Genomic DNA, 25,909 nt, shown 5'->3' on the forward strand with positions numbered 1-25,909 from the left:
GTAGAATCACGCCCTGACAAAAATCGGGGCGTTTTTTTATGCGTATTGGCCACGGCTACGATGTTCACCGTTTCGCTGAAGGCGACTTCATTACTCTGGGCGGCGTGCGGATCGCACACGGCTTCGGGCTGCTCGCGCATTCTGACGGTGATGTCCTGCTGCACGCCTTGAGCGATGCCTTGCTCGGCGCGGCTGCCCTGGGTGACATCGGCAAGCACTTCCCCGACACCGACCCGCAATTCAAGGGCGCCGACAGCCGCGTGCTGCTGCGGCATGTGGTCTCGCTGATCCACGCCAAGGGCTGGAAAGTCGGCAATGTCGATAACACCATCGTTGCCCAGGCCCCCAAGATGGCGCCGCACATCGAAGCGATGCGCCGGTTGATCGCCGAGGATCTTCAAGTTGAGTTGGACCAAGTGAACGTGAAAGCCACCACCACCGAGAAGCTGGGTTTCGTCGGTCGCGAAGAAGGCATTGCCGTCCACTCCGTTGCCTTGTTGCTGCGCCCATGACTGAACTGGAACTGTTGGGGCCGCGGGCCTATGGCGAGTCGTTGGGCAGCGCGGTACTCAAGGCCAGCGCTGAAGATTTCCAGGTCGATGAAGTGCTGGATATCCCGTTGAGCGGCGATGGCGAGCACTTGTGGATCTGGGTTGAAAAACGTGGCTTGAACACCGAAGAAGCGGCCCGGCGAATCGCCAAGGCCGCTGGCGTGCCGTTGCGCACTGTCAGCTACGCCGGGCTCAAGGACCGCCAGGCCTTGACCCGCCAGTGGTTCAGCGTCCAATTGCCGGGCAAGGCCGATCCGGACTTGTCGGCGGCAGAGAATGACACACTGAAGATCCTCAAGATCGCACGCCACAGGCGCAAGCTGCAACGCGGCGCGCACTCGGCCAACGGCTTTACCTTGCGCCTGACCCAATTCAAGGGCGACACAGCGGCGATCGACGCGCGCCTGCAACAGATTGTCCGTCAGGGCATCCCCAACTATTTTGGCGCCCAGCGCTTCGGGCATGACGGTGGCAATGTCGTCGATGCCCGTGCCTGGGCGGCGCGCAAGGCCTTGCCGGAGCAGCGCAATGTGCGCTCGCGGCTGCTGTCTACCGCCCGCAGTTTTCTGTTCAACCGGGTGTTGGCGGCGCGGGTCGCCGACGGTACCTGGCAGAAAGCCCAGGTGGGCGACTTGCTCGCATTCACCGATAGTCGCAGCTTCTTCCCGGCCGGCGAGGCTGAGTGCAGCGATCCACGCCTGGCGATCCTCGATCTGCACCCGACCGGGCCGCAGTGGGGCGAGGGGCCTTCGCCTGCCGCCGGTGCGACGTTCGAGCTGGAACAAGCCGTCGCAGCGGGCGAGGCCGATTTGCGCGACTGGTTGATAAACACGGGAATGAGTCACGAACGTCGCATCCTGCGACTGCCCATTGGCGGGCTGTCGTGGCATTATCCCTCGCCTGACATTCTGCAACTGGAATTCGTCCTGCCGGCCGGATGTTTCGCCACTGTCTTGGTGCGCGAACTCGTCGATCTGGTGCCGGTGGGGCAGACGGACAGCCCATGCGTATTCTGATTTCTAACGACGACGGGGTGACTGCACCCGGTCTTGCCGCGCTTTATGCTGCGCTGGCGGATTTTGCCGAGTGCGTGGTCATCGCCCCGGACCAGGACAAAAGCGGCGCCAGCAGCTCGCTGACGCTCGACCGTCCGTTGCACCCCTGCTATCTGGACAACGGTTTCATCAGCCTCAACGGCACACCGACCGATTGCGTGCACCTGGGGATCAACGGGTTGCTGGAACGCGCGCCGGACATGGTGGTGTCGGGCATCAACCTGGGGGCCAACCTGGGGGATGACGTGCTGTATTCCGGCACGGTCGCCGCGGCCCTGGAGGGACGCTTCCTGGAAAAACCATCGTTTGCCTTTTCGTTTGTTTCACGCCAGGTCGACAACTTGCCTACCGCCGCCTACTTCGCCCGTAAATTGGTCGAGGCCCACGGTGCGCTGGACCTGCCGCCACGCACGGTGCTGAACGTGAATATCCCCAACCTGCCGCTCGATCACATCCGCGGCATCCAGCTCACTCGCCTGGGCCACCGTGCCCGCGCCGCCAAACCGATGCACGTCGTCGACCCGCGCGGCAAGGCCGGTTACTGGATCGCCGCCGCCGGTGATGCCGAAGACGGTGGGCCGGGCACCGATTTCCATGCGGTCATGCAAGGTTATGTCTCGATCACGCCGTTGCAACTGGACCGTACCTTCAACGACGCCTTTCGAAATCTCGATGGCTGGCTGGAGGGGCTGCGCTGATGGCTCGTGAGCAAGACGATATGCTGCGCCGCGGAATCGGCATGACCTCCCAGCGCACCCGTGAACGACTGATCCAGCGTCTCTACGAAGAAGGCCTGTCCAACGCCCAGGTGTTGGAGGTGATTCGCCGAACGCCGCGTCATCTGTTCGTCGATGAAGCCCTGGCTCATCGCGCCTATGAAGATACGGCATTGCCGATCGGCCACAACCAGACCATTTCCCAGCCGTACATGGTGGCCCGCATGAGCGAGTTGCTGCTGGAGGCGGGGCCGCTGGACAAGGTGTTGGAGATCGGTACCGGTTCGGGTTACCAGACGGCGGTGTTGTCGCAGTTGGTGGAACGGGTGTTTTCCGTTGAGCGGATCAAGGTATTGCAGGATCGCGCCAAGGAGCGCCTGGTTGAGTTGAACCTGCGCAACGTGGTGTTTCGTTGGGGCGATGGCTGGGAAGGCTGGCCGGCCCTGGCGCCGTATAACGGCATCATTGTGACCGCGGTGGCCACCGATGTACCCCAGGCCCTGTTGGATCAACTTGCTCCTGGTGGGCGGCTGGTCATTCCAGTAGGGGCCGGCGAGGTTCAGCAATTGATGCTGATCGTGCGTGAAGAACACGGTTTCTCGCGGCATGTCCTGGGTGCGGTGCGATTCGTGCCGTTGCTCAACGGGCCGTTGGCCTGAGCATTTATAAACAGACGCTGAATTCTGCGGCATCGGTTGTGTCTTACAGCGGCGCTGCTTTATGAAACAGCGGGCAACGGTATCGAGCAAACGTGTGCGGCGGCACTTGGCGCCTCATTAATAGAGACGCGTTCGCTGCCAGCTATATTTGTATGTATTTCTGCCTGGACAGGCAGTTTCCCATTTTTCAGCCACCACAAAGGGAGCGGCGGGTGAGTCTCACAGTCATTGCGCAGCGTATGGGTATCACGAGCTTTCAGCGCCTGTTGACTGGCCTTGTCTTGAGCACTTTGCTGGTCGGATGTTCCAGTACACCATCGGGTAATGTCCGGGTTGTCGATCGCAACAGTGCAGCACCACAACGTCCTACAGTAACGACCGGCCAGTATGTAGTCCGTCGCGGCGATACGCTGTTTTCCATCGCTTTTCGCTATGGCTGGGACTACAAGGCCCTCGCGGCGCGTAACAACATTCCTGCGCCTTATACGATCCACCCCGGTCAGACGATTCGCTTCGATGGCCGTAGCGGTTCAACGCCTACCGCAGTGGTGACGCAGTCGGGATCGACGGCATCGTCGTCGAGTAAAACCACGGTCATTCGCCGCCCGGCGGGGGCTGCAACGGCGACAGTACCGTCCGTCGCGAGCAAACCGACCCCCGCTCCGATGCCTCCGGCAGGCCCCGCCCCGACAGGCTGGGGATGGCCTTCTAATGGCGTTCTTATTGGAAAATTCTCTTCAAACGGTAGTTTGAATAAAGGAATTGATATCGCCGGGGATTTGGGACAGCCTGTTTTAGCCGCGTCTGATGGCACGGTTGTGTACGCCGGGAGTGGTTTGAGGGGCTACGGCGAACTCGTGATCATCAAACACAGCGATACCTACGTCAGTGCCTACGGTCACAACCGCAGGCTGTTGGTTCGGGAGGGGCAGCAGGTCAAGGTCGGACAGACAATTGCCGAAATGGGATCGACGGGAACGGACCGGGTGAAACTGCACTTTGAGATTCGCCGACAAGGTAAACCAGTAGATCCGCTGCAATTCCTGCCACGTCGTTGATTTGATTGTCAGCCTGTTCCGTCACGTAGAGGGAACAGGCTCCAGCGTTGCCAAGGATAAAGGCGTCGCTTGAGCTTGAGGTCGAACTCACCAAAGGACTATAACAATGGCTCTCAGTAAAGAAGTGCCGGAGTTTGACATCGACGATGAGGTTCTCCTTATGGAGACCGGCATCGCTATGGATTCGATGTCGAATGATGAAGGGGCGACTCCACCTTCCGTTCGTGCCAAATCCAGACACTCCGCTTCACTTAAACAACATAAGTACATCGATTACACCCGGGCGCTGGACGCCACTCAGCTGTACCTCAACGAAATCGGGTTCTCGCCGCTGCTCTCCCCCGAGGAAGAAGTTCATTTTGCGCGGCTGTCGCAAAGTGGCGACCCGGCCGGTCGAAAACGCATGATTGAAAGCAACTTGCGCCTGGTGGTGAAAATCGCCCGACGCTATGTCAATCGCGGGCTTTCGCTGCTGGACCTGATCGAAGAGGGCAACTTGGGCCTGATTCGCGCCGTGGAAAAATTCGACCCCGAACGCGGCTTCCGTTTCTCGACCTACGCCACTTGGTGGATCCGCCAGACCATCGAACGGGCGATCATGAATCAGACCCGGACCATCCGGTTGCCGATCCATGTGGTCAAGGAACTGAACGTCTACCTGCGGGCCGCCCGTGAGTTGACCCAGAAACTTGACCATGAACCCTCACCCGAAGAAATCGCCAACCTGCTGGAGAAACCGGTAGGTGAGGTCAAGCGAATGCTTGGGCTCAACGAGCGGGTGTCCTCGGTGGACGTTTCGCTGGGGCCGGACTCGGATAAAACCCTGCTCGACACCCTCACCGACGATCGCCCCACGGACCCGTGCGAGCTACTTCAGGATGATGACCTTTCCCAGAGCATTGACCAGTGGCTTTCGGAACTGACCGACAAGCAACGGGAAGTGGTGATTCGCCGCTTCGGTTTGCGGGGGCATGAAAGCAGCACCCTGGAAGATGTTGGTCTGGAGATTGGCCTGACCCGTGAGCGGGTCCGGCAGATCCAGGTAGAAGGCCTCAAGCGTCTGCGAGAGATCCTGGAGAAAAACGGCTTGTCGAGCGAGTCGCTGTTCCAGTGACATGAAGCTCAGTGCAACAGCGAAAGCCCCGACTGGTTCGGGGCTTTTTCGTTTCTGCGGTGACTGCTTTCCAATCTCATTCTATTTGTAGTTTCAGCTTGTAAGCTTTTGCCTAGTATTGCGTAAGTGTTTGGTTTCCCATTGAAGGGATAGACGACTATGGAAACCGTAAAATTTTCTGTACTTTCATGATTTTAAAGGAAAATTTAATTGATGAACGTGGTGTGACAACGTGCGTTGACCGTATCAGGTGAATTGCACTCGTCCGGGAAAACACTAATATCAGTCCTGTGTCGACGGACAGACACACCCGTCAAGGACGATGGGAAGGAAGGACATCGCAGGACGCGATTCATCAGGATGATGAATAGGATTAAAGGGATTAGGGAAAAAATGTGGGCGGGTCAAACCGCCCCTTTTTTTTGCCTGCGATTTTGTTCGAGGCAGCAAAAAGGCCCACGAGGGGCCTTTCGAGGAGCGCAGGGGTAATCAGCGTTCGAGGTCTGCGATCTTGCCAGGCTTGCCATCCCACTCTGCGGCGTCCGGCAGGGCGTCTTTCCTCTCGGTGATATTCGGCCAGATATCCGCCAGCTCGGCGTTCAGCTCGATGAAGTTCTCCATGCCGGTCGGCACTTCGTCCTCCGAGAAAATGGCATTCGCCGGGCATTCCGGTTCACACAGGGCGCAGTCGATGCACTCGTCCGGGTGAATGACCAGGAAGTTCGGGCCTTCGTAAAAGCAGTCCACCGGACAGACTTCTACGCAGTCGGTGTACTTGCACTTGATGCAGTTGTCGGTGACGACGAAGGTCATTTCTAATTCTCTCCTCAGGCGGCGGCAGCGAATCCCCTTCACGGGTGGGGTCGCCAGGTTCGGGAGCGGTAGTCTGCGAACCAGGCTAATAGTCCGCAGCATCCCAAACCGCGCGAGATTCTAACAGCTTGAAAGCCTGTGCGTTAGATCCGTGTCTTCAATGTATAGAGTAAATCCAGCGCCCGACGTGGAGTCAGGTCGTCCAGATCGAGCTTGGCCAGTTCATCGAGCACCGGATGGGGCAGGCTGGCGAACAGGTCGCTTTGCTGTGGAGCGGCCGGTTTGCCTTTGGTCGGGCGCGGTGCTTCGTGGGGCAGGCTGGTAGTTTCCAGGCGGCTCAGGTGCTCGCGAGCACGGCTGATCACTTCGCTCGGCACGCCGGCCAGCTGCGCCACTGCCAGGCCGTAGCTCTGGCTGGCCGGGCCGGGCAGCACGTGGTGCAGGAAAACGATGCGTTCGTTGTGCTCGGTGGCGTTGAGGTGCACGTTGGCCACCAGCGGCTGGCTTTCCGGTAGTACCGTCAGCTCGAAGTAGTGGGTGGCGAACAGGGTGTAGGCTCGCAAATGCGCCAGCCGTTCGGCCGCCGCCCAGGCCAGGGACAGGCCATCGAAGGTGCTGGTACCGCGTCCGACTTCGTCCATCAGCACCAGGCTGCGTTCGGTGGCGTTGTGCAGGATGTTCGCGGTTTCGCTCATTTCCACCATGAAGGTCGAGCGCCCACCGGCCAGGTCATCGCTGGAGCCGATCCGGGTGAAAATCCGGTCCACCAGGGACAATTCGCAACTGGCCGCCGGGACGAAGCTGCCGATGTGGGCCAGCAGCACGATCAAGGCAGTCTGGCGCATGTAGGTGGATTTACCACCCATGTTCGGACCGGTGATCACCAGCATGCGGGTGTTGTCGTCCAGGCTCAGGTCGTTGGCCACGAACGGCGTGGTCAACACTTGCTCGACCACCGGGTGACGACCCTGGCTGATGCGCATGCACGGTTCGCTGACGAAGCGTGGGCAGTTCAGGTCCAGGTTCAGTGCGCGTTCGGCCAGGTTGCTCAGCACGTCCAGTTCCGCCAGGGCACTGGCGGTGTCCTGCAAGGGCGGCAGTTGGCTGATCAGGTCCTCGAGCAGTGCTTCATAGAGCATCTTTTCCCGAGCCAGGGCGCGGCTCTTGGCCGACAACGCCTTGTCTTCGAACGCCTTGAGTTCTGGAGTGATGAAGCGCTCGGCACCCTTGAGGGTCTGGCGGCGAACATAGTCCGCCGGGGCCTGTTCGGCCTGCTTGCTCGGCAACTCGATGAAATAACCGTGGATGCGGTTGTAGCCGACCTTGAGGTTGGCCAGGCCGGTGCGGGCTTTTTCCCGGGCTTCAAGGTCGATCAGGAACTGGCCGGCGTTTTCGCTCAGCGCTTGCAGTTCGTCGAGTTCGGCGTCGTAGCCGGTTTTCAGCACGCCACCGTCACGGATCACCGCCGGAGGGTTATCGATAATGGCTTTTTCCAACAGCGCGGCCAGCTCCGGGTAGGTGCTGGTGGTGCGCGCCAGTTGCTGCAGGTGCGGTGCTTCGAGGTCGGTCATCGCCACTTGCAGCTCGGGCAGGGCGCCGAGGGCATCACGCAGGCGTGCCAGGTCACGGGGACGGGCATTGCGCAGGCCGATACGGGCGAGGATGCGCTCGATGTCGCCGATTTCCTTGAGCTGCGGCTGCAACTGCTCGAAGCGATAACGATCCAGCAGGCAGGTAATGGAGGACTGGCGCGCCAGCAGCACCGTCAGGTCCCGCAGTGGGCGGTTCAGCCAGCGGGTCAGCAGGCGGCTGCCCATGGCGGTCTGGCAACGGTCGACCACCGATTGCAGAGTATTGTCGCGCCCGCCGGCCAGGTTGGTATCCAGTTCCAGGTTGCGCCGGCTCGCGCCGTCCAGCACCACCGTGTCATCCAGGCGTTCGTGGCGCAGGCTGCGCAAGTGGGGCAGGGCGGTGCGCTGGGTTTCCTTGGCGTAGGCCAGCAGGCAACCGGCCGCGCCGATGGCCAGGGTCAGGTTCTCGCAGCCGAAGCCCTTGAGGTCCTGGGTGGAAAACTGCTGGCAGAGACTTTTCAGCGCCGAATCACGTTCAAAATCCCACGGCGCCCGACGCCGCACACCACGGCGTTTTTCTGCCGGCAGGTCTTTGGGCCAGTCATCCGGGATCAACAGTTCTACCGGGTTGACTCGTTCGAGCTCCGCCAGCAGGTTTTCCCAGCCCTTGATTTCCAGCACCGAGAAATTGCCGCTGGTGATGTCCAGCACCGCCAGGCCGAACAGGCGCTCATCGCCCAGGACTGCGGCGATCAGGTTGTCCCGGCGTTCATCCAGCAGGGCTTCATCACTGACTGTGCCCGGTGTGATGATACGTACGACTTGGCGTTCCACCGGCCCTTTACTGGTGGCCGGGTCGCCGACTTGCTCGCAGATCACCACGGACTCGCCGAGCTTGACCAGCTTCGCCAGGTAGCCTTCCGCCGCGTGGTAAGGAATCCCACACATCGGAATCGCCATGCCCGCCGATTGCCCACGCGCCGTCAGGGTGATGTCCAACAACTTGGCGGCTTTCTTCGCATCTTCGTAGAAGATCTCGTAGAAGTCGCCCATGCGGTAGAACATCAGCTGGTCGGGGTGCTGGTTCTTCAGGCGCCAGTATTGCTGCATCATCGGCGTGTGGCTGGAGAGGTCGTTCACGGCTGTATTCATGGGTGTCAGGCAGGCTCGTTGAAAGGTTTGGGGCAAAAGGAGGGGCATTGGCCCGGCTTTTCCGCGATGGGCGCAAGGTTAACATGGGCGGTCTGGTGCTACCCATATGTGAGTGGTTTTTGGGACTTTGGTGTGTTTGGGATTGAGTGCATATCCGTTGCTGCGGTAACGGCCACTTAGGGTTCCGCCCTGACGGCGGGTCACTTTCGAAAAGCGCGAAAGTAACCAAAGCGCTTCTGCCCCACCACTCGGTGCCTCGCTTAGGCTCGGCATGCCTGAACAAAGGCATTGCTCCGTGGGCCGCCGCGAAGGGCCATCCATGGCCCAGCGCGGCTAACCCGGCATCCATGCCGGGTTGCCCACTGCGCAATACCTTCGTTCAGCCATCGTGGTTAACGGGGCGCCGAGATCAACGTCCACCGCGAGGCGGCCTGACAGCCGGCCTGGCTCTCCCGGTCGTACACCCATCATATCTGTGGGAGCAAAGCTTGCTCGCGAGGCGGCCTGACAGCCGGCCTGGCTCTCTCGGTCGTACACCCATCATATCTGTGGGAGCAAAGCTTGCTCGCGAGGCGGCCTGACAGCCGGCCTGGCTCTCCCGGTCGTACACCCATCATATCTGTGGGAGCAAAGCTTGCTCGCGAGACGGCCTGACAGCCGGCCTGGTTCTCTGGCTGTACGCCGATCCAATTGTGGGAGCGAGCCTGCTCGCGATGACGGCAGCCAAAACAACTTAGTTGTCACTGGACTACCGCTATCGCGAGCAAGCTCGCTCCCACAGTGATTGCTCGGGCTTCTCTTAGGTCTCGGCTTGCATCATGAATGCTTACCTCACCTCAACCACATCCAACGCCCGGTTCGCCAGCAACTGACTGAGCTCAATCATCTGCTGAACCCCCAGGGCGATATTTCGTCGCGAGCCCTTCAGGTCGAATGCCAGGTCGCTGACCATGGCGTTGGCCGAGGCCAGGGTTTCGCTGAGGTTGGCGAGCAGGCATTCGGCGTCGATGTTCGGGGCGATGATGAAAAGGGTGTCGGGTGTGTCGCCGGTTTCTTTGTCTGCTTTGGGTTTGAGGTAATAGTCCAGGGCACGAGTGGCCGCGTCGTCGAGTTTTTTGGCGTTGGCCGATTGGCTGCGGGAGATGTGATCGTCTGGGGGATTTGGTGTGTTCTTCGGCATTCTATGGATCCTTGAAGTTGAGCCACCACTCACTCGCGACTAAACGAGGGGTGGCAGCTGTACGCAGGTTAGTCGACCGGGGATCCAAGAAACCGGCGCGCCCGAGGGCGCCCTGCGCACAGCTACCATCAAGTGCAGGAATAGAAGTACCTGACTGAATGGAGCAATGAGCACCTTGGAATACCGAGCGACTAAACCCGATCACTGATGGGCAGTGACAGGATCAAAAGTACCGATGGGCCCCAAAGCGCACAAGCCGGCGGATTCTGGCGTAGGTGTAGGCAGAGACGCAAGGCAACGTAGCCTTGTGTTGCGCTTTTGAAGGACGGATTTGAAGTCTTTTCCTAGGGACGTGTAGGGCGAATTCCCCATGTGATCAGCAGGGGCATCAAATATGGAGCCAAGCTCCTGTGGCGAGGGGATTTATCCCCGTTGGGCTGCGTAGCAGCCCCTAAGTGGCTAGTGCGCCTGGGGTGGAATTTAGGGCCGCTTCGCGTCCCAGCGGGGATAAATCCCCTCGCCACAGTGAATCAAGTGAGGCTTAAGTGAGGCGTATTGCCTATTTATGCAAAACAGCATTTGTCTTCTGCAAAAAGAACAAGCATCATGCGCGTTATGCAAAAACGCAACGTTTCTACCGTATTAAGAGCATTGCTCGATCAGCACGGGATCTCCCCCACGGAGCTTCACCGGCGTACCGGCGTGCCTCAGTCCACTCTCTCGCGGATCCTCAGCGGCAAGATCGTCGATCCTTCGGATAAACACATCTCGAAGATCGCCGAATACTTCGCCGTGAGCACCGATCAGTTGCGCGGGCGTGCGGACGTTGTGCCCGCCGGCAATGCTCGCCGCGATGAGCCGCATTCCGAACTCAAGGACATAAGCCTGTGGGACGACGAAACACCCGTCGAAGAAGACGAGGTGTCGGTCCCTTTTCTGCGTGAGGTTGAATTGGCTGCTGGATCAGGAAGATTCGTCATCGAGGAAAGTGAGCGCTCTAGCCTGCGCTTTGGCAAACGCAGCCTGCGCCATAACGGCGTGCAGTTCGACCAGGCCAAATGCGTGACGGTGCGCGGCAACAGCATGTTGCCAGTGCTGCGCGATGGGGCAACGGTCGGGGTGAATGCAGGCAAATGCGGGATCGGCGACATCGTCGACGGCGACCTCTATGCCATCAACCACAACGGCCAACTGCGGGTGAAGCAGCTTTATCGCCTGCCCACCGGCATCCGCCTGCGCAGCTTCAACCGCGACGAGCATCCGGATGAGGACTACACCTTCCAGGAAATGCAGGATGAGCAAATCGTCATCCTCGGTCACGTCTTCTGGTGGGGCATGTACGCCCGCTAACCCCTCCGCTGTCAGATAAAACCCGCCGCCGTGCGGGTTTTTTTTCGCCTCCTGAAAACCTGCAACCCCTGTACTTACAAGGGTTTCATGCATTTGCGCATTCTAAATGCATAAATAAATGCATTTACGCATTGACTGTATATGCATCCATGCATATTCTGTGTCCAAGCCGCTCGACAAAGCGGCTGGCAACAAAGCTCTTTAGTTCCACCAACAGGCAGCGATGAACCGGCCTTAACGGTTCAGAGGGTTGGCAACTGACCCGGGTGTGCAGCGTAAAGCACCAGAAGCAGTTATCCGGCGGGCAGGGACCGCGGCCGGAGGAACAATTTGAATGGATCCGTACCGCGCCAGTCGCGCCGAAAGATCAAGCGCATTACTGAAAAGCCTGGGTAACCGGGCTTTTTGGAATGCCTGTGCCGTGAGGCACTTCAAACCGCCGCCAATGGGAGGGCTTTCGATGCTGAAGGATTTCAGATGCGGTCACTGCAAACGACTTCTGGCCCGGATGGGCGAGAACACCGAACTCCAGATCAAATGTGCCCGATGCGGGACGTTGAATCATGTGCAGGCCCTTGAGCCTCGAGTGATCGCCAGAGAGCGAGATGAGCGCTGTTGATCAAGCGCGCGATCAATCAATAACTCAAGAGGTGAATCATGAATCGTTTCAAGAAATACGTCGCCCCGCTGTTGCTCTCCATTGCGCTGCTCGGCGTTGGGAGCAACGCGAGCGCCGCCAACCTTCTGGTCAACGGCAGCTTCGAACAGCCAGGCTGCAGCGGCAGTTGCATCCTCGATACCCCGGCGAAAGCCAATTTCATCACCGGTTGGACGACGTTTCTGTCCGGTGCCGAGTACTTCAATATGCCCGCTTCGATCGGGGGTTCCGTGGCTGCGGATGGCGTTGTGATTGTCGACCTGGCCAATTATGTCTACGGCAACGGCGGTGGTATCCAGCAGAACTTCGCTACCGCAGTCGGCGCCAAGTATCGATTGACCTTCAGCGCGGGTAATTCGCGCTACGCCAGCCGCTCCGGCGACGGCACCATCCAGGTCAAGGTGGCGGGGCAGAGTGTCACCTTCGACACGCCGTCGGCCAAAGGTACCGCAGTGGAGTGGAGCACCATCACGTATGACTTCACGGCCACTTCGGCCCAAACGACTTTGGCGTTCTCCAATGAGCAGAACCCTTACGCCCACTTCGCCTTCATCGACAACGTCAGCGTTGAGCCACTGTAAACCAACGATTGTCCTGCGAAGACCCGCCGCCCCCAAGCACTCATCCCTCACCCCCCAGGAAGCGTGACATGACAAACGAGCAACAAGCGTTGCTGGACATGCCGATCTGGCTGGTCATCGTGCTCGCCCTGGTGGGTGGGGTGACTGGCGAGATGTGGCGTGCCGACAAGGAGGGCGCCCGAGGCTGGTCGCTGCTACGTCGCCTGGCCCTGCGTTCCGGCGCCTGCATGGTCTGCGGCGTCTCGGCGATCATGCTGTTGTACGCCATGGGCTTGTCGATCTGGGCCGCTGGTGCCTTTGGTTGCCTGACGGCGATGGCCGGGGCGGACGTGGCCATCGGTCTTTACGAACGCTGGGCCGCCAAGCGGATGGGCGTCAGTGAGCTGCCGCCGCGCGATCCCCGTTCCGACCAACACTGATCCCTCGCTGGTGATCTTCGTGCCGCCATAAAAAACAGGAGGCCTTGATGCCTGCCGTCCTCGAAAAACCGTCGCAGCTGTTCGCCGCCGTTGCCCAGACGCTGCGCGCCACTTACCCCACTTTGAAAATCGGCAGCCCCCAGGATTTCGATGGCACCGACGACCAACCCTGGGTGCTGATTGCCCTTGAGCGTGATGGGCCTGGCCACCGTGCCAACGACGGGCGTATCGCCCATGTCCTGACGGTTTCCCTGCAAGTGGTCATGGCTGTTCCGGGCTGGGATGCCTGCGACTTGGCCGCTGAGCTGAAACACCTGGTTGTGGATAACCGCTGGGGGCTGTCGGCCAATCAATGCGATCTGCCCACGGAGCTCGATGGCCTGCCATCCACGTTCATTAACCCGGCGCGGGCATACACCGCCTGGACCCTTTCCTTCAGTCAAACCCTGTACCTCGGTCCGACGCTGCTGGAGGACCCGCTGGGCATCCCGAAGTTTGCCCGTACCTGGGAAGTCTCGAACATCGACGACCCGGACCAATACACCGCACTCGAGGGTTGAGCCATGTTTGATGCGCTGTTACGGATGCATCTGGGGCCGATCATCGAGCGTCTGGCCGAGATGGAAACCGAGTTGGAAGACTTGCATCGGCGTGCGGAGAGTTTCTGCCGTATCGGCGTTTGCCAGGAAGTCGATGCGGCCAGCAACACCTGCAAGGTCAGCCATGGTGGGTTGCTGACCCCGGCGATCCGCTTTTTCAACCCGAGTGCCGGCGCCCAGAGCGAGTCGCGGATTCCGTCCGTGGGTGAGCAGTGCCTGTTGCTGAACCATGGCGGCGGCGAGGGCGGCGGGCAGGCGGTGGCGTTGTTCGGCCTCAACGGCGGTCAGTTTCCGCCCGTCTCGACCCAGGCCACGTTGACGCGTCGCCTCTATCAGGATGGTACGGAAAACGGCTACGACCATGCCAGCCATGTCCTGCACTGGCAAAACGGTCCGGCGGCATTTACCGGCTCTCGTGAGTCGCTCCAATTAAGCATTGGCCCGGCGAGGTTGGCGATGACGCCCGAGGCTATCGACTTGCAACTGGGCGCCGTCGGCATTCGGCTCGACGCCTCCGGTGTGCACCTGAGCGGCCCGGTGGTGGATCACCAGGGACGTGTCATCAGTACCGCATAAGAGATTTCCCCATGATTGGAATCGATCGAAATACCGGCGCCACGGTCGACGACTGGCTGCAATTTGTCCAGCGCGCCACTCGGGCGTTGACCACGCCGTTGGGCACGCGGCAGAAGCGCCCTTTGTATGGCTGTGCACTCACGCAATTGCTCGGGCAGAACCTCGGCGATGACTTGCTGATTCTGGCCCAGAGCCACGCGGCCCAAGCGTTCTACAACCCGGACAATGGCATCGGTGATTTCGAGCCGCAGGTCATTGTCGCCAGCCGACAGGGCGCCGGTTTGTTGTTGCGCTTCGCCGGCATCTGGAAAAACCGCAAACAGACTTTCGAGGTGGTGACATGAGCATGTTGATACCTGGCCAGAACCAGTTGGCTGAACCGGCCATCGTCACCGTCGACGCGTTCGAGGATCTGCTCGCCGAATTCAAGACTTTCGTGGTCGAGTACGTCGGTGCCCGTTCTCCTGAGAGCGCGGCCAAGCTTGTAAACAGCCTGGAAAACGAAAGCGAACTGCTGACCCTGGCCCTTGAGGCGTTCTGTGTTCGGCTGCAAACCCACGAACGCAAATACAACGCCCGCATCAAGCAGATGCTCGCGTGGTGGGCCACTGGCACCAACCTCGATGCGCGCCTCGCGGACATGGGCCTTGAGCGCCAGTTGCTCGATCCCGGCGATCCGGCGGCGTTCCCGCCCATTCCACCGGTCTACGAGAGCGATGACGATGCCCGCTTGCGCTATTACCTGGCGCCCCATGCCCCGGCGGCCGGTTCGCGCATGCAGTATCGACGGGAGATTTTTACCTTGGGTGAACGGCCCGTGGTGAAGGTGGAAAACGCCTCGGCGGGCGTAGTGACGGTCACCTACACCTTCGACCCGGATGGCCATGCGGCGCAGGTCAAGGACGGCAACGGACGCCGTACCGCGCCGGGCGAAGTCACGGTCACGGTGCTGTCCCGAGAGGGCAATGGCACACCGTCCGAGGCGCTGCTCGAGGGCGTTCGCCAGCATTTCGCCCGGTCTGATGTGCGACCGGAAACCGACCTGGTCATCGTCCAGGCCGCGCAAATCAAACCCTACAAAATCCGCGTCGTGGCGAAGATCAATGCCGGTCCTGATTCAGGTTTGACCAAGGTCGCTGCCGAGCAGCAATTGCGGACGTACGCCGAGGCCTGTCATCGCCTGGAAGGGCGAGTGGATCCGAGCTGGATCGACTACACGCTGCACAGTGCGGGCGCGGTTCAGTTGCAGATTCTCGAACCGCTGGCGCCGATTGTGACGACGGCTTTCCAAGCCCCGTACTGCACGGGCGTCGAGGTCGAGGTGGATACGTTATGAGTGACGACACACCTCGCCCAAGCCTGTTGCCGGCCAACAGCTCGGCGCTGGAAAGGGCGCTCGATCTGGGCTTCGCCCGGTTGCTCGAGCGCGTTGATCCGCCGTTTCCTGAGTTGATGAACGCGAATCAGACCCCATCCGCTTTCCTGCCTTATCTGGCGGCGGATCGCGGCGTCAGCGAGTGGGATGCGGCCGCCAGCGACCTGGAAAAACGTTTGACGGTTTCGCTGTCCTGGCAGATCCAGCGCCAGGCCGGCACTCGCCAGGCCTTGAACCACGCTGTCGAGTCTCTGGGGTTCACGCCCCATGTCACTGCCTGGTACGAACAGCAGCCCAATGCCCATCCATACACTTTTGATGTGCAAGCCATCATCGGTCAAGGCTGGGCCAGTGGTGATCACAATCGCTTGATACAGCGAATCAATGCCGCCAAGAGCGAGCGCGACCAGGCCACCATCACCCTCGTGCATCAAACGGGCGGCGGCCTGGCAGCGGCGGCAGTTTTGCACGGACCGCTGAGCGACGGTGAGCTGTTTTTGTGCGGGGCACTGCCGCTACTCGATCTCGGTGCGCGGCTTATCGGCATTGGGATTTCCCAACGCTACACCATTAACGATTACGACCTCAGGGCGCAGCCATGACAGAAGATATTACGCGCTTGGTTCGCTTCACTTCCGCCGGTCTGGCGGAAGTGTTGCAGGCAAAGAACCAAGGCTTGAAAGGTGAGATCACTCACATCGGTGCCGGTACCGCTCGCTACGATCCCAACGGATCGGAAACGGCGCTTCGCAATGAACGGCAGCGCGTGGCGATCGTGGATTACGAAGACCTCGATCCAGGGCAACTGAGAATGGCCGCCTTGTTCGACGGGCCTGATGAATACGAGATCGGCGAATTCGGTTTTTATCTCTCCACCGGAACGCTGTTGGCCGTGTACTCGGTGGCTGGAAAGTTGCTGACTTACAAAGCCGCTGCTGCGCGCGTATTGCAAAAATTCACACTGGATATCTCACCGCTGCCAGCGCAAAGCGTCACGGTGGTGGTTGGGTCTGACGATCTGAACATTCTGTTGAGTGAGGAAATCGCCGCGCTGGCGACGGCTAACATCGACAACATGGCCCGGCATGTCGGTTTGATGTTTCGTGTGATGACGCTTGAAGCCAAATAAATCAATAGCACAAGGAACTTGAAACGTGAGTCTGGAAACCACTATCGCGTCGCTGGTGACAGCGGCCAACAACTTGACCACGGTGGTCAATGGAAAGATCGGCAGTATCAACACGACCATGGCCACGGCTTTGGTTCAGTTCAATGAATGGCGAAGCCTGAAGGATGTGGAAGGGGATCCGAACGCTCTTGGCACGATCCGCCGCAACGTACTGCAAGGACATGTTTACGGGACTGGCGGCGTCTATGGCGCCACGGCACAGGGTGATTTTGTCTCCACCAACCTGGGCGTCAGCACAAACGTGTACATGCATTTCAAAGTGCCGCTTAACATCAATGTCAATTCGGAGATGTTCTGGTTCAACATAAAGGGGTACAGCTACGGCACGGCAAAGATAATCGACGAGACGTTGGTGGGGTATTGCTATCAGCCTACGCGGGTCCTGCAAAATGTCTCGACCTTCGGGAATATGACCCCCGCTGTCTATGCCGATACAAACGGCAATATTGTCATGCGGATTCTGGTTCCCAATATCTACTACACCACCGTGCGCATCGACACGATGCGGGTGGGTAATGGTCGATTGTTCAATCTGGGCGACTTGAGCACCAAATTGTCCTTGGCCGAAACCGTTGTCTTCAGTTAAGGAACGAACATGTCTGATATATCCAACGCTGATACGCTTGAAATTCCACTCGCCGTACCGTCGCGTGAAATCGAATGGGCTGCCATTCGCAACCGTCGCAACCAGCTTCTGCGGGACACGGATTTCACTCAACTGCCGGACTACCCAGCGACAGACGCACAGCGCGCCGAGGTTAAGTCCTACCGCCAAGCCCTGCGGGATATCCCCGAGCAGATCGAGGATCAATCGAACCTGGTCTGGCCCGTGCTACCGACCTTCGTCAAGTAACCCCAACCGCGACAGCGGTTTTTTTTCGCCCGCAATAAGCCCCGTGACGGGGCTTTTGTGTTTTTCGCGTCTGGAGACCCCGTAGATGCCCATTCGTAAGCAATACACCGTGCTGTTGCCATTCCCTGCCGGCGGCGGCCACTGGTCGAGCATCGGCCAGAAGCTCGAACTGCTGGATGTCGAGGCTAATGCCTTGCGCAGTGCTGGTCGCCTTGAGCTGACCAGCGTCCTGGAGGCGCACAAACAGGCTGTCGACACGCAAGCCATCCCAACCCAACCGGCCAAAAAGGCCACAACCAAAAAGGCTGAATAACCATGGCTGAGGTTTTGAACTTCGAGCACAACGGCATTACCGTCAATGCCACTGAATCTCCCGAGGCCATGGGTGGCCTGGGTGACAACGTCATCGGGCTGGTCGGCACCGCGCCGAATGCCAACTTGCTGATTCCGAAAAATACCCCGTTCCGCATCAACAGCTTCACCACCCAGGCCCAGTTGGACCCGACCGGTGCCGAGGCGGGCACGCTGTTCCAGGCGGTCTACCAGATCCTCAAAGTGGTCAAGGTGCCGGTGTACGTGGTCATCGTCGAAGAGGGCGCGACACCAGCCGATACACAGAACAACGTCATTGGCGGCATCGAAGCGCAGACCGGTCGCAAGCTGGGCCTGGCGGCGTTGAGTGGCGTTGCCGAAGACCTGACCATCATCGGCGCGCCGGGCTTCACCGGCACCAAGGCCGTAGCCAGCGAGTTCGCCTCGTTCGGCAAGCGCATCAAGGCGCGTGTGGTGCTCGATGGCAAGGACGCCTCGGTCGCTGATCAAGTGACTTACAGCCAGGAGCTGGGCGGCGCCGACCTGGGTTTCGACCGTTGCCTGGTGGTGCACAACATGCCGGCGGTGTACTCCAAGGCGGCGAAGAAAAACGTCTTCCTGGCCCCGTCGAGCCTGGCCATCGCCGCGCTGGCCAAGGTCAAGCAATGGGAGAGCCCGGGTAACCAGGTGACCTTCGCCGAAGACGTCTCGCGCACCGTCGAATACAACATCCTCGACACCTCCACCGAAGGCGATCTGCTCAACCGCTACGGCGTCAGCTACTACGCCCGGACCATCCTCGGCGGCTTCTCGCTGCTGGGTAACCGCTCCATCACCGGCAAGTTCATCAGCTACGTCGGCCTGGAAGATGCCATCAGCCGCAAGCTGGTGAAAGCCGGCCAGAAGGCCATGGCCAAGAACCTGACCAAGTCGTTCATGGACCAGGAGGTCAAGCGCATCAACGACTGGCTGCAAACCCTGGTCGCCGACGAAACCATCCCCGGCGGCAGCGTGTACCTGCACCCGGAATTGAACAGCGTCGAGAAGTACAAGAACGGCACCTGGTACGTGGTCATCGACTACGGCCGCTACGCGCCGAACGAACACATGATTTATCAACTCAATGCCCGCGATGAAATCATCGAGCAGTTCCTGGAGGACGTTCTCTAATGTTTACCAACCGCGTAAGACAGGCCATCGCGGCCACCCTGCAAGGCTTGCCGTTGTCGGCGACCGTGGAAGAGTTCAGCCCGCCGAAGATCGAATTCGACATGGAAGATATGCGTGGCGGCCGTTTCATTGGCGAGGAAATGGTCAAGAGCGGCAAGGTGCTGACGGCCAAGTTGACGCTGCAAGGTCTCGGCCCGGAAATCATGCTGGCGCTGGGCGTGAGCGTGGGCGACGACATTCTGCTGAACGTTCGTGAAGCCGGTCAGGATCAGGACGGCAACACTTGGTTCACTTACCACACGGTCGGCGGCAAGTTGAAATCCCTCGAGGAGACGCCGCTGAAAATGAGCGAGAAGCCCAAGACCAACCTTGAGCTGTCCTGCCGCACCTACAACCGTCTGGAAAACGGCGTCCCGGTGATCGACATCGACGTGCGCACCCAGAAGTTCGTGCTCAACGGCGTCGACATTCTCGGCGATGCGCGCCGTGCGGTGCTGTTGCCTTAAACACCCGCCAGCCGGCTGAACAAAACCCCTGTGGGAGCGAGCCTGCTCGCGATAGCGGTGTATCAGACATCTCGATGCTGAATGTACCTCCGTCATCGCGAGCAGGCTCGCTCCCACAGGTTGTCCCCTGATTCACCAAGGAATTGATTTCATGTCCTGGATGCCTCCTATCCATGAGCTGTTGTCGCCGATCACCGCTGATGACGAGTCGCAGATCGAGCAGCTCCAACTCAAACCCTTGTTCTACGCCGCGCAGAAAGACGCCCTGGCCCGTGCCGGCGATGACGAAGACGATCAGTTTTTCGAGCTGGCCAAATTGGCCACCGGCCTGTCGGTCAAGGAGCTGGATCAGCTCAAGCGCCCGGACTACGTCAGCATTGCCCAGTACGTGCACGACATGTCCACGCGCCCGGCGTCGTATTTTCTGGATGATCCGCAGACCGACCCCGACCAGGTGCAACTGCTGCAACCGCTGAACGTGGCGGGCCGCAGCCTGACGTCGCTGACGTTGGAAATGCCGGTGCTGCGTGCCACCAAGGCGATGAAGAAACTGAAGACGGCCAAGGAACGCGCCGAGTTCATCACCGCCCATTGCACCGGCCTGATGATTCCCGACCTGGACCTGCTGAGCGTGCCCGACTGGACGCAACTTCAGGTGCGCATCGACGATTTTTTAAACAAACCGGCGGACTACTTTCGGAGCGCGACATCGAAGTGATTCTCGATGTGGTGCCGCTCATTTACTCGGTAAGTGAGGCGGAAATCCTGGAGTGGGACGCCGGCAAGGCCTTGCGCCGTTACGACATCGCGATCACTCGCCTTGGCGTGAAACAGGAGTAGAGCGGGATGGCGGACGATAGATATTCGCTCAAATACGCAGCCTTCAATGAGAGTGGGCTGGCGTTCGGTAATACCAGCCTCGCCAGTGGCGTGTCGGCACAGGGCGCGTTTGCCAGGGACCAGCTGTCGAGTCTCGATCTGGCGCTGGAAACGCTCGGGCTCAAGCTCGGGCTGCTGACCACGGCGATCGAGTCGCTGACCGTGAAGCTGTCGGCGCAACGATTGTTCTCCCAAACGATGGGCGTCGGCGCCAAGGGCGAGTCGGCCAATGAGCCAAAGGGCAAGTCGGGTGGCGGTATCGAACCACCCGAGTCGCTCAAACCCGCGATAGCGATGGATTCGGCCATGGCCGATCTGAAGCTGGCCACCCAGTTTACCCCTCGCCAGATCGCAGAGATGGCTGAGCCGACTCAGCAGATCGCCCGCGCACCGCTGGTAGCAGCCGGCGGAACCAAAGCGGTTGACCTGGTGAGAATCGAAAGCCTGGCAGCCAGTGCTGGCATCGGTCGCGATCTGCCCCATGCATCGGACCGACAGTTCGAACTGTTGCGCTTTGCCAGTGATGTTGGTGTCACTGCATCGGCGTTCAGAAAACCGGCCATGGAAGTCGCCGAGATGATGGTCGGCTGGCGCACCTCCATGAAGCTCAGCGGCGCTCAAGCCTTTGACCTGGCGGATGCCATCAACCAGTTGAGCAAGATCCCCGGTGGGGCGAAACCGGGAGACATCGGCGCCGTCTTGCAGCGTGACGGTGCGGCGGCGACGACGGCGGGCCTGGCTCCTGCGCAAGCGGCAGCGTTGACGGCGGCATTGCTCAATACCGGCACGCAACAGGCTGAAGCCGGCGTGGCGCTTGATCACTTCACGACTGCCCTGGGCAAGGGGGATCGGGCCTCTGCCACCGAGCAAGCGGCCTGGAAGCAACTGGGCCTGGAGCCGAACGCGGTGGCGAGCGGCTTGCGTGACAAGGACACGACGTCTGGCACGGTGATGACGGTGCTCGCGGCCTTGAACGCCCAACCTGCTGATAAACGCTTGACCCTTGCTTCTTCGCTGTTTGGCAGTGGGGATGAATCGGTGCTGCGCATGGCGCAGAAACTGGCCGATGTGAATGAAGCCTTCGGACAAGTGAAAGACCCGGCCCAATACGCCACGTCGCAGTTGGGTGATAAGGGGTCGGTAAGGCAGGACGCGTTGGCGCTGTCGAATACCCAGCAAGGCCAGTGGAATGTCTTGGGTGCACGTGCTGAGCGTCTGTCGGTGACCACGGGCAATGCCCTGGCGCCCGTGGCGGATAGCTCGCTTCAGGCGTTGGGTTCGCTGGCCGATGGCATGAGTGAATTGGCTGAGTCCTCACCTAAAGCCACCGCGGCAATTGTGCTTGTCGCCGCAGCGATCAAACCGCTGGTGAGTGCGTTGCTCAAGGCGGTTACGGATGAGCTGAGTAACCAAGCGGCCAAGCGCGTATTGGGGGCTGCGAGCGTTGGAGCTGGGGTGAGTGCCAGCGGTTCCCTGGTCGGCGTGGGTGCTTCGATACGCACGGTTACCCGCTTTATACCCGGGGCGTTCGCGCTGAGTGCCGCCCCCGAGGTGGTCGAAGGCGCGATGAGCGGCGACGCTCGAATGATCGGTGCTGGCCTCGGAACCGCTGGCGGCGGCTGGGCAGGGGCGTCGGCTGGCGCTACCGCCGGAGCCACTGTCGGTACTTTTTTCGGCCCGCTCGGCACCGCCATTGGCGGAGCACTTGGCGCGGTCGTTGGCGGACTGGCCGGTAGCTGGATCGGTGGAGAGTCGGGCTCCTGGCTGGGTGACCAACTCGCCACGCCCGCCGACAAGCTCCCCCCTCCGGATCAGGCCGCCAAGGCGCTGACCAATGCCCAGGCCACCACGGCACAGAACACCATGACCGCGAACATCTACATCAACGGCCAGGACCAGGCCAGCGCCAGTCAATTGGCCAACCTGGTGGTGCAGCAGCTCTCGGGCCAATTCGGCTTAACGACCATGCCCAACACACTCGCCATGCGCAGTGACGCGGCCCTGACCGATGGAGGTACGTGATGCGCCAACAAATGGCATTGGGCAGTTTCATTTTTGGCCTGTCGAGAAACTTCGCGTACCACAGTCTGGTACGCACCTCGGACGGCGGCTGGAAGAGCATCGACATCCTCACCAGCAAACCCAAGTCCAGTCAGGTCGGCCAAGGCCTGCAAGGGCTGACGATCACCGGCAAGTCGATGTACGCGATTGCCATGGACCGTCTCGATGAATTGCGGGCATTGCAGGCGCAGCGCGTCCCAGTGCCGTTGGTTGATGGCATTGGTCGCAACTGGGGCCTGTGGCAAATCAACAAGGTCACGGAAACCCAGACCGAGATCATTGATGACGGCACCGCGATGGTGGTCGGCTGGGTCATTGAATTAGTGGAGTTCGCCAATGCGTAGGGTTCGAAGCATCGCCGGTGATTCGGTGAATCTGTTGCTGTACCGCGAGTTGGAGCGTTGCGACGATTCCACCGAAGAGGCGCTCTGGCTGCTCAATCCGACGCTGGCCGAATGGGGCCCGGTCTTGCCGGCCGGGGTGTGGGTGATCCTGCCGGAAGTGGATCTCAAGCCTGTCGCACCGACACCGGTTTCGGCCTGGGATTAAGGAGGCAACATGTCATTGGGTTTCACGCCGGCGGTGGAAATTTATGGTGCAAACGCGGCACTGCTCAACGAACGCTTGCTCAAGTGGTCGCACGTCGACGCGGCGGGGATCGAGTCCGATCAACTGACGCTGACGATCAGTCTGGACGGGCTTGAAGGGTTGCCCAGCCTGGGCGGAAAAATCGGCCTACGGATCGGTTACCTGGAGTCGGGGCTGGTGGATAAAGGCGAGTTCGTTATTACCCGACGTACACCGATTCTGTTTCCCCTGCAACTGGTCCTGGTGGCCATGGCCGCGCCGTTCAGCGCGGCGGACCAGAGCGGGTTCAAGCAACGCCGATCCGTCAGCCATGGCCCGACGACCCTGGGGGCGTTGTTTCGGCAATTGACCAGCAGGCACGGCTTTTCTCCTCGTGTCGCGCCGGATCTGTCGCTGATAAAAATCGAGCACGTCGACCAGTCCAACGAAACCGACATGGGGTTCCTGACGCGCCTGGCCCACCGTTATGACGCCGTCGCCAAGCCAATCAACGAGTTGTATGTGCTGGCTCGGCGCGGTCAGGCGAAGTCGTTGTCGGGCAAGGTCTTGCCGGAGATAAAGTTGTCGGTGACCACCAACAATCGCCCGGGGGATAACGCCTTTATCTCGGCCAAGCTGGAAGAAACCGCCCGGGCGAAATACCAGGGCTGCAAGACCAGTTGGTGGGACGCGGCGGCCGGCAAAGTGCGTGTCGAAGAGAGCGGCCTCGCGCCGTTCAAGACCCTGCGCCAACGTTTCCAGAGCGCAGACGATGCCCGCGCCGCTGGCGAAGGCGAGGTGCGGCGGATGATGCGCGAGGCCCTCAAGGTGACGATCGAATGCCCTGGCAATCCGGGATTATCTGCTGAAGGCATCGTGCTGTTGGACCCTACCTGGCCGGATTTCATGCGCGGTCGCTGGTCGATTGACAAGGTCACTGCCAGCGGTGACCGGGAAAAAAGCTATCGCTGCAGCATTGAAGCGACCTGCCTGGATGCCAGGGCCTGACGCCACCAGCCCTTGTGGTAGCGAGCTTGAACTGTGTGGCGCATGCTCGCTGCGCACGCCTAGATTCCTTGTGAGGATCTTAGCCATTTTTCACCCCAAGCATTTCGCAACTTTTTCGATAGTGGATTGCGATTTTTCACATGGAGAAGAACATGCAACAAGACGCCGGTAATCCAATAGAACAAGAGAGTTCCACCGACTCAAGCGATCTTTCCTGCCCTTCCTCCGTCGTCATAAATGGTGAACTTTCTCATGCCATCACCCCATCCGATTACGGCGCCACGGGAGATGGCGTAACCGATGATACTGCGGCACTTATCAGCTGGGCTGCAAGTGGTACGGCTGTACGCAAGTACATTCCAGCCGGTGTCTACAAGTGTTCCCAAGAGTTGATTTTCAATCCGGGTGATTACGTCTACGGAGACGGCGAATTATCAGTTATTGACTTCACTGGAGGAATTGGCGGCGCACTGCGTTGTGTATCTGTGAGCGGATCCTTGGTTCCACTGCCTGCCCTCGCATCTTCTGTCCCCCTCAGCACTAACACGTTGTCCTTTGTCTCGGCGCCCTCTCTGGTGAGTGGTGAAGTTGTACTTATCTGGAATCCAACCGATTCATCCTGGTCCACTTGGAGGCCCGAGTATCACGCGGGTGAATGGGCCCGTGTGGCCACTGTTTCTGGCAACCAGGCAACTCTCTGGGGGCTGACGTATGACACGTACATTGCGGCATCCGTACAGCTTTATAAGCTGGTGGGCACTCAGTCCACATTTCGGGATTTTCAGATCAAGCAGCCGGCCACCAACAATGCTGGATTGGTGATAGACCTTATTGATTCTCCGGTTGTCTTCAATGTGCTCGCCAGCGGTGGGTTGTATGCCGGTATTGATGTTCGTCGGTGTTTTGACTTGAACATGGATACCCGGGCCAGGCAAGCGAGTGCCCCGAGCGGAAATAACTATGGCCTGGCGGTGGGTAACTGCCAGGGCGGATCGATAAGAGGGGTCTACTATGGAACCCGCCACTCCATTTCTCTTGGTGGTAGCCCCAGCGTTGGATCGGTATCCTGCCGAGATATCGACATCTATGCCAATTACAAGGCGCTTGACGCCAATATCAATGCGATTGACCTTCATGGGAACACCGAGGATATCCGGTTCCATGGCGTTTCGGGAGCGAACGGTCTGGTAGTCGCAGGCAAGAACCACAAATGGATCGGTTGCAAAGCAAGAGGTAGGACTAACGCAGGGATTGCCGTTTACATGGGCGAAGTGGTATCGGGGATGTTTGAATTTATCGGGCTTTCTGTTGAAACGTCTGTAGATCCAAATCCCAGTGGGAATGGAATATTGAGTTTTCAGAACTTCAATGCAAACGTGACGGGGGAGTGCCACTTCATTTTCACAGGCACCTCTATAAAGTGTCCGTCGACCACGGTTTTTCCGATACTTTTCGCGCTCAATGGTACGTCCGCGAGCGTAAATATCTCATTCAAGGGAGGACTAACATTTACTGCCGCTGTAGCGCTCACCCAAGTCCTTCGATTGCGCCAATTCGGGACGACTGGTAGGTTCGGCTCCGTGTGTATGCCAGAAGTGAGCGGGTTGCCTTCGACCGGTTGTGCATACGCTGTTGAGGTTGGATCTCCGATTGTGTCGGGTTATGAGTTGCCGCGTCAGGACGGTACCGTCAACGTCCCAGTCACCACGTCAACGAGTCTGTCGACATCGGCAGTCTCGTTCCGTCATGCATACCCCCGTGTACCGTCTGTCCGGTGCAGTACGGTAAGCCCGACCGTGGGAGGGAAACGAGTTGTTACAGGGCATCAGGCAGACGCTACCGCAGGGTTTGTTGCCATTGTCGCAACGACAGATGCAGCGCCTTTTACAGCCTCGGCGACCGCTGGCGTCGATTGGTCTGTAGTGTTGAATATTTGA

General features: G+C 59.6%; 30 protein-coding genes. 27 read left to right on the forward strand and 3 right to left on the reverse strand.

Features of this window, described 5'->3' with window-relative positions:
• Positions 1-38 precede the first annotated feature (38 nt).
• The 6 genes from ispF (at position 39) to rpoS (ending at position 5,153) form a co-directional block, all read left to right on the forward strand.
• The gene (gene ispF, locus PBDP_RS05800) at positions 39-512 is read left to right on the forward strand and encodes a 2-C-methyl-D-erythritol 2,4-cyclodiphosphate synthase (protein WP_109756625.1); all 474 of its coding nucleotides are present in this window, start codon (positions 39-41) and stop codon (positions 510-512) included.
• Positions 509-1,567, forward strand: coding sequence for a tRNA pseudouridine(13) synthase TruD (gene truD / locus PBDP_RS05805; protein ID WP_212801942.1), 1,059 nt, complete (start codon positions 509-511; stop codon positions 1,565-1,567). Before ispF ends, truD begins: the two co-directional genes overlap by 4 nt.
• Positions 1,555-2,304: a 5'/3'-nucleotidase SurE gene (gene surE / locus PBDP_RS05810; protein WP_109756623.1), complete on the forward strand. Its 750-nt coding sequence runs from the start codon at positions 1,555-1,557 to the stop codon at positions 2,302-2,304. The genes truD and surE overlap by 13 nt, the downstream gene beginning before the upstream one ends.
• Before the next feature lie 41 nt (positions 2,305-2,345).
• Positions 2,346-2,981, forward strand: a complete 636-nt coding sequence (locus tag PBDP_RS05815) for a protein-L-isoaspartate(D-aspartate) O-methyltransferase (RefSeq protein WP_161796107.1) — start codon at positions 2,346-2,348, stop codon at positions 2,979-2,981.
• 212 nt (positions 2,982-3,193) lie between these two features.
• The gene (locus tag PBDP_RS05820) at positions 3,194-4,039 is read left to right on the forward strand and encodes a peptidoglycan DD-metalloendopeptidase family protein (protein WP_116834186.1); all 846 of its coding nucleotides are present in this window, start codon (positions 3,194-3,196) and stop codon (positions 4,037-4,039) included.
• Between the two features lie 106 nt (positions 4,040-4,145).
• Positions 4,146-5,153, forward strand: a complete 1,008-nt coding sequence (gene rpoS / locus PBDP_RS05825) for an RNA polymerase sigma factor RpoS (RefSeq protein WP_047227588.1) — start codon at positions 4,146-4,148, stop codon at positions 5,151-5,153.
• A gap of 489 nt (positions 5,154-5,642) precedes the next feature.
• Here rpoS and fdxA read toward each other — a convergent pair whose 3' ends face one another.
• From fdxA to PBDP_RS05840, 3 genes are all read right to left on the reverse strand, one after another.
• A complete protein-coding gene (gene fdxA, locus PBDP_RS05830) occupies positions 5,643-5,966 on the reverse strand; it encodes a ferredoxin FdxA (protein ID WP_109756621.1) in 324 nt (107 codons plus the stop codon).
• Between the two features lie 143 nt (positions 5,967-6,109).
• A complete protein-coding gene (gene mutS / locus PBDP_RS05835) occupies positions 6,110-8,677 on the reverse strand; it encodes a DNA mismatch repair protein MutS (RefSeq protein ID WP_178082512.1) in 2,568 nt (855 codons plus the stop codon).
• Positions 8,678-9,515: 838 nt separating this feature from the next.
• Positions 9,516-9,869 (reverse strand): DUF6124 family protein, encoded by a 354-nt coding sequence (locus tag PBDP_RS05840; RefSeq protein WP_109755644.1) that lies wholly within the window; start codon positions 9,867-9,869, stop codon positions 9,516-9,518.
• Between the two features lie 615 nt (positions 9,870-10,484).
• Between PBDP_RS05840 and PBDP_RS05845 the strand changes: the two genes are divergently transcribed.
• From PBDP_RS05845 to PBDP_RS05945, 21 genes are all read left to right on the forward strand, one after another.
• Positions 10,485-11,219 carry a LexA family transcriptional regulator gene (locus tag PBDP_RS05845; protein ID WP_003198297.1) on the forward strand — a complete coding sequence of 245 codons (735 nt, stop codon included), beginning with the start codon at positions 10,485-10,487 and terminating at the stop codon, positions 11,217-11,219.
• 460 nt (positions 11,220-11,679) lie between these two features.
• Positions 11,680-11,838, forward strand: a complete 159-nt coding sequence (locus PBDP_RS05850; RefSeq protein WP_212802477.1) for a Com family DNA-binding transcriptional regulator — start codon at positions 11,680-11,682, stop codon at positions 11,836-11,838.
• Between the two features lie 38 nt (positions 11,839-11,876).
• A complete protein-coding gene (locus PBDP_RS05855; RefSeq protein ID WP_212801943.1) occupies positions 11,877-12,458 on the forward strand; it encodes a DUF642 domain-containing protein in 582 nt (193 codons plus the stop codon).
• Between the two features lie 68 nt (positions 12,459-12,526).
• Positions 12,527-12,877 carry a phage holin family protein gene (locus tag PBDP_RS05860; protein WP_109755648.1) on the forward strand — a complete coding sequence of 117 codons (351 nt, stop codon included), beginning with the start codon at positions 12,527-12,529 and terminating at the stop codon, positions 12,875-12,877.
• A gap of 47 nt (positions 12,878-12,924) precedes the next feature.
• The gene (locus PBDP_RS05865; protein ID WP_109755649.1) at positions 12,925-13,437 is read left to right on the forward strand and encodes a hypothetical protein; all 513 of its coding nucleotides are present in this window, start codon (positions 12,925-12,927) and stop codon (positions 13,435-13,437) included.
• Between the two features lie 3 nt (positions 13,438-13,440).
• Complete coding sequence (locus tag PBDP_RS05870; protein WP_109755650.1) at positions 13,441-14,052, forward strand: phage baseplate assembly protein V; 612 nt, start codon at positions 13,441-13,443, stop codon at positions 14,050-14,052.
• Between the two features lie 11 nt (positions 14,053-14,063).
• Positions 14,064-14,396 carry a phage baseplate protein gene (locus PBDP_RS05875; RefSeq protein WP_109755651.1) on the forward strand — a complete coding sequence of 111 codons (333 nt, stop codon included), beginning with the start codon at positions 14,064-14,066 and terminating at the stop codon, positions 14,394-14,396.
• Positions 14,393-15,388, forward strand: a complete 996-nt coding sequence (locus PBDP_RS05880) for a baseplate J/gp47 family protein (RefSeq protein WP_212801944.1) — start codon at positions 14,393-14,395, stop codon at positions 15,386-15,388. The genes PBDP_RS05875 and PBDP_RS05880 overlap by 4 nt, the downstream gene beginning before the upstream one ends.
• Positions 15,385-16,029 carry a phage tail protein I gene (locus PBDP_RS05885; protein WP_109755653.1) on the forward strand — a complete coding sequence of 215 codons (645 nt, stop codon included), beginning with the start codon at positions 15,385-15,387 and terminating at the stop codon, positions 16,027-16,029. The genes PBDP_RS05880 and PBDP_RS05885 overlap by 4 nt, the downstream gene beginning before the upstream one ends.
• Complete coding sequence (locus tag PBDP_RS05890) at positions 16,026-16,556, forward strand: hypothetical protein (protein WP_109755654.1); 531 nt, start codon at positions 16,026-16,028, stop codon at positions 16,554-16,556. Before PBDP_RS05885 ends, PBDP_RS05890 begins: the two co-directional genes overlap by 4 nt.
• A gap of 25 nt (positions 16,557-16,581) precedes the next feature.
• Entirely contained in the window at positions 16,582-17,202 is a 621-nt protein-coding gene (locus tag PBDP_RS05895) for a hypothetical protein (protein WP_176688543.1), read from the forward strand.
• A gap of 9 nt (positions 17,203-17,211) precedes the next feature.
• Positions 17,212-17,469 (forward strand): tail fiber assembly protein, encoded by a 258-nt coding sequence (locus PBDP_RS05900; protein WP_212801945.1) that lies wholly within the window; start codon positions 17,212-17,214, stop codon positions 17,467-17,469.
• Between the two features lie 85 nt (positions 17,470-17,554).
• The gene (locus PBDP_RS05905; protein WP_122565427.1) at positions 17,555-17,782 is read left to right on the forward strand and encodes a hypothetical protein; all 228 of its coding nucleotides are present in this window, start codon (positions 17,555-17,557) and stop codon (positions 17,780-17,782) included.
• Between the two features lie 2 nt (positions 17,783-17,784).
• Positions 17,785-18,951 (forward strand): phage tail sheath protein, encoded by a 1,167-nt coding sequence (locus tag PBDP_RS05910; RefSeq protein WP_212801946.1) that lies wholly within the window; start codon positions 17,785-17,787, stop codon positions 18,949-18,951.
• The gene (locus tag PBDP_RS05915) at positions 18,951-19,457 is read left to right on the forward strand and encodes a phage major tail tube protein (protein ID WP_109755659.1); all 507 of its coding nucleotides are present in this window, start codon (positions 18,951-18,953) and stop codon (positions 19,455-19,457) included. Before PBDP_RS05910 ends, PBDP_RS05915 begins: the two co-directional genes overlap by 1 nt.
• Positions 19,458-19,608: 151 nt before the next feature.
• Positions 19,609-20,175, forward strand: a complete 567-nt coding sequence (locus PBDP_RS05920; protein WP_212801947.1) for a phage tail assembly protein — start codon at positions 19,609-19,611, stop codon at positions 20,173-20,175.
• Positions 20,176-20,303: 128 nt separating this feature from the next.
• Complete coding sequence (locus PBDP_RS05925) at positions 20,304-22,358, forward strand: phage tail tape measure protein (protein WP_212801948.1); 2,055 nt, start codon at positions 20,304-20,306, stop codon at positions 22,356-22,358.
• Positions 22,358-22,741 carry a phage tail protein gene (locus PBDP_RS05930; RefSeq protein WP_109755662.1) on the forward strand — a complete coding sequence of 128 codons (384 nt, stop codon included), beginning with the start codon at positions 22,358-22,360 and terminating at the stop codon, positions 22,739-22,741. Before PBDP_RS05925 ends, PBDP_RS05930 begins: the two co-directional genes overlap by 1 nt.
• On the forward strand, positions 22,734-22,946 hold the full coding sequence (locus PBDP_RS05935; RefSeq protein WP_109755663.1) for a tail protein X: 213 nt from the start codon (positions 22,734-22,736) through the stop codon (positions 22,944-22,946). The genes PBDP_RS05930 and PBDP_RS05935 overlap by 8 nt, the downstream gene beginning before the upstream one ends.
• Before the next feature lie 9 nt (positions 22,947-22,955).
• Entirely contained in the window at positions 22,956-23,972 is a 1,017-nt protein-coding gene (locus PBDP_RS05940) for a contractile injection system protein, VgrG/Pvc8 family (protein WP_116831589.1), read from the forward strand.
• 152 nt (positions 23,973-24,124) lie between these two features.
• Entirely contained in the window at positions 24,125-25,909 is a 1,785-nt protein-coding gene (locus tag PBDP_RS05945) for a phage tailspike polysaccharide lyase family protein (protein WP_212801949.1), read from the forward strand.

The sequence above is a fragment of the Pseudomonas sp. St290 genome, assembly GCF_018325805.1.
Taxonomy (GTDB): domain Bacteria; phylum Pseudomonadota; class Gammaproteobacteria; order Pseudomonadales; family Pseudomonadaceae; genus Aquipseudomonas; species Aquipseudomonas bijieensis.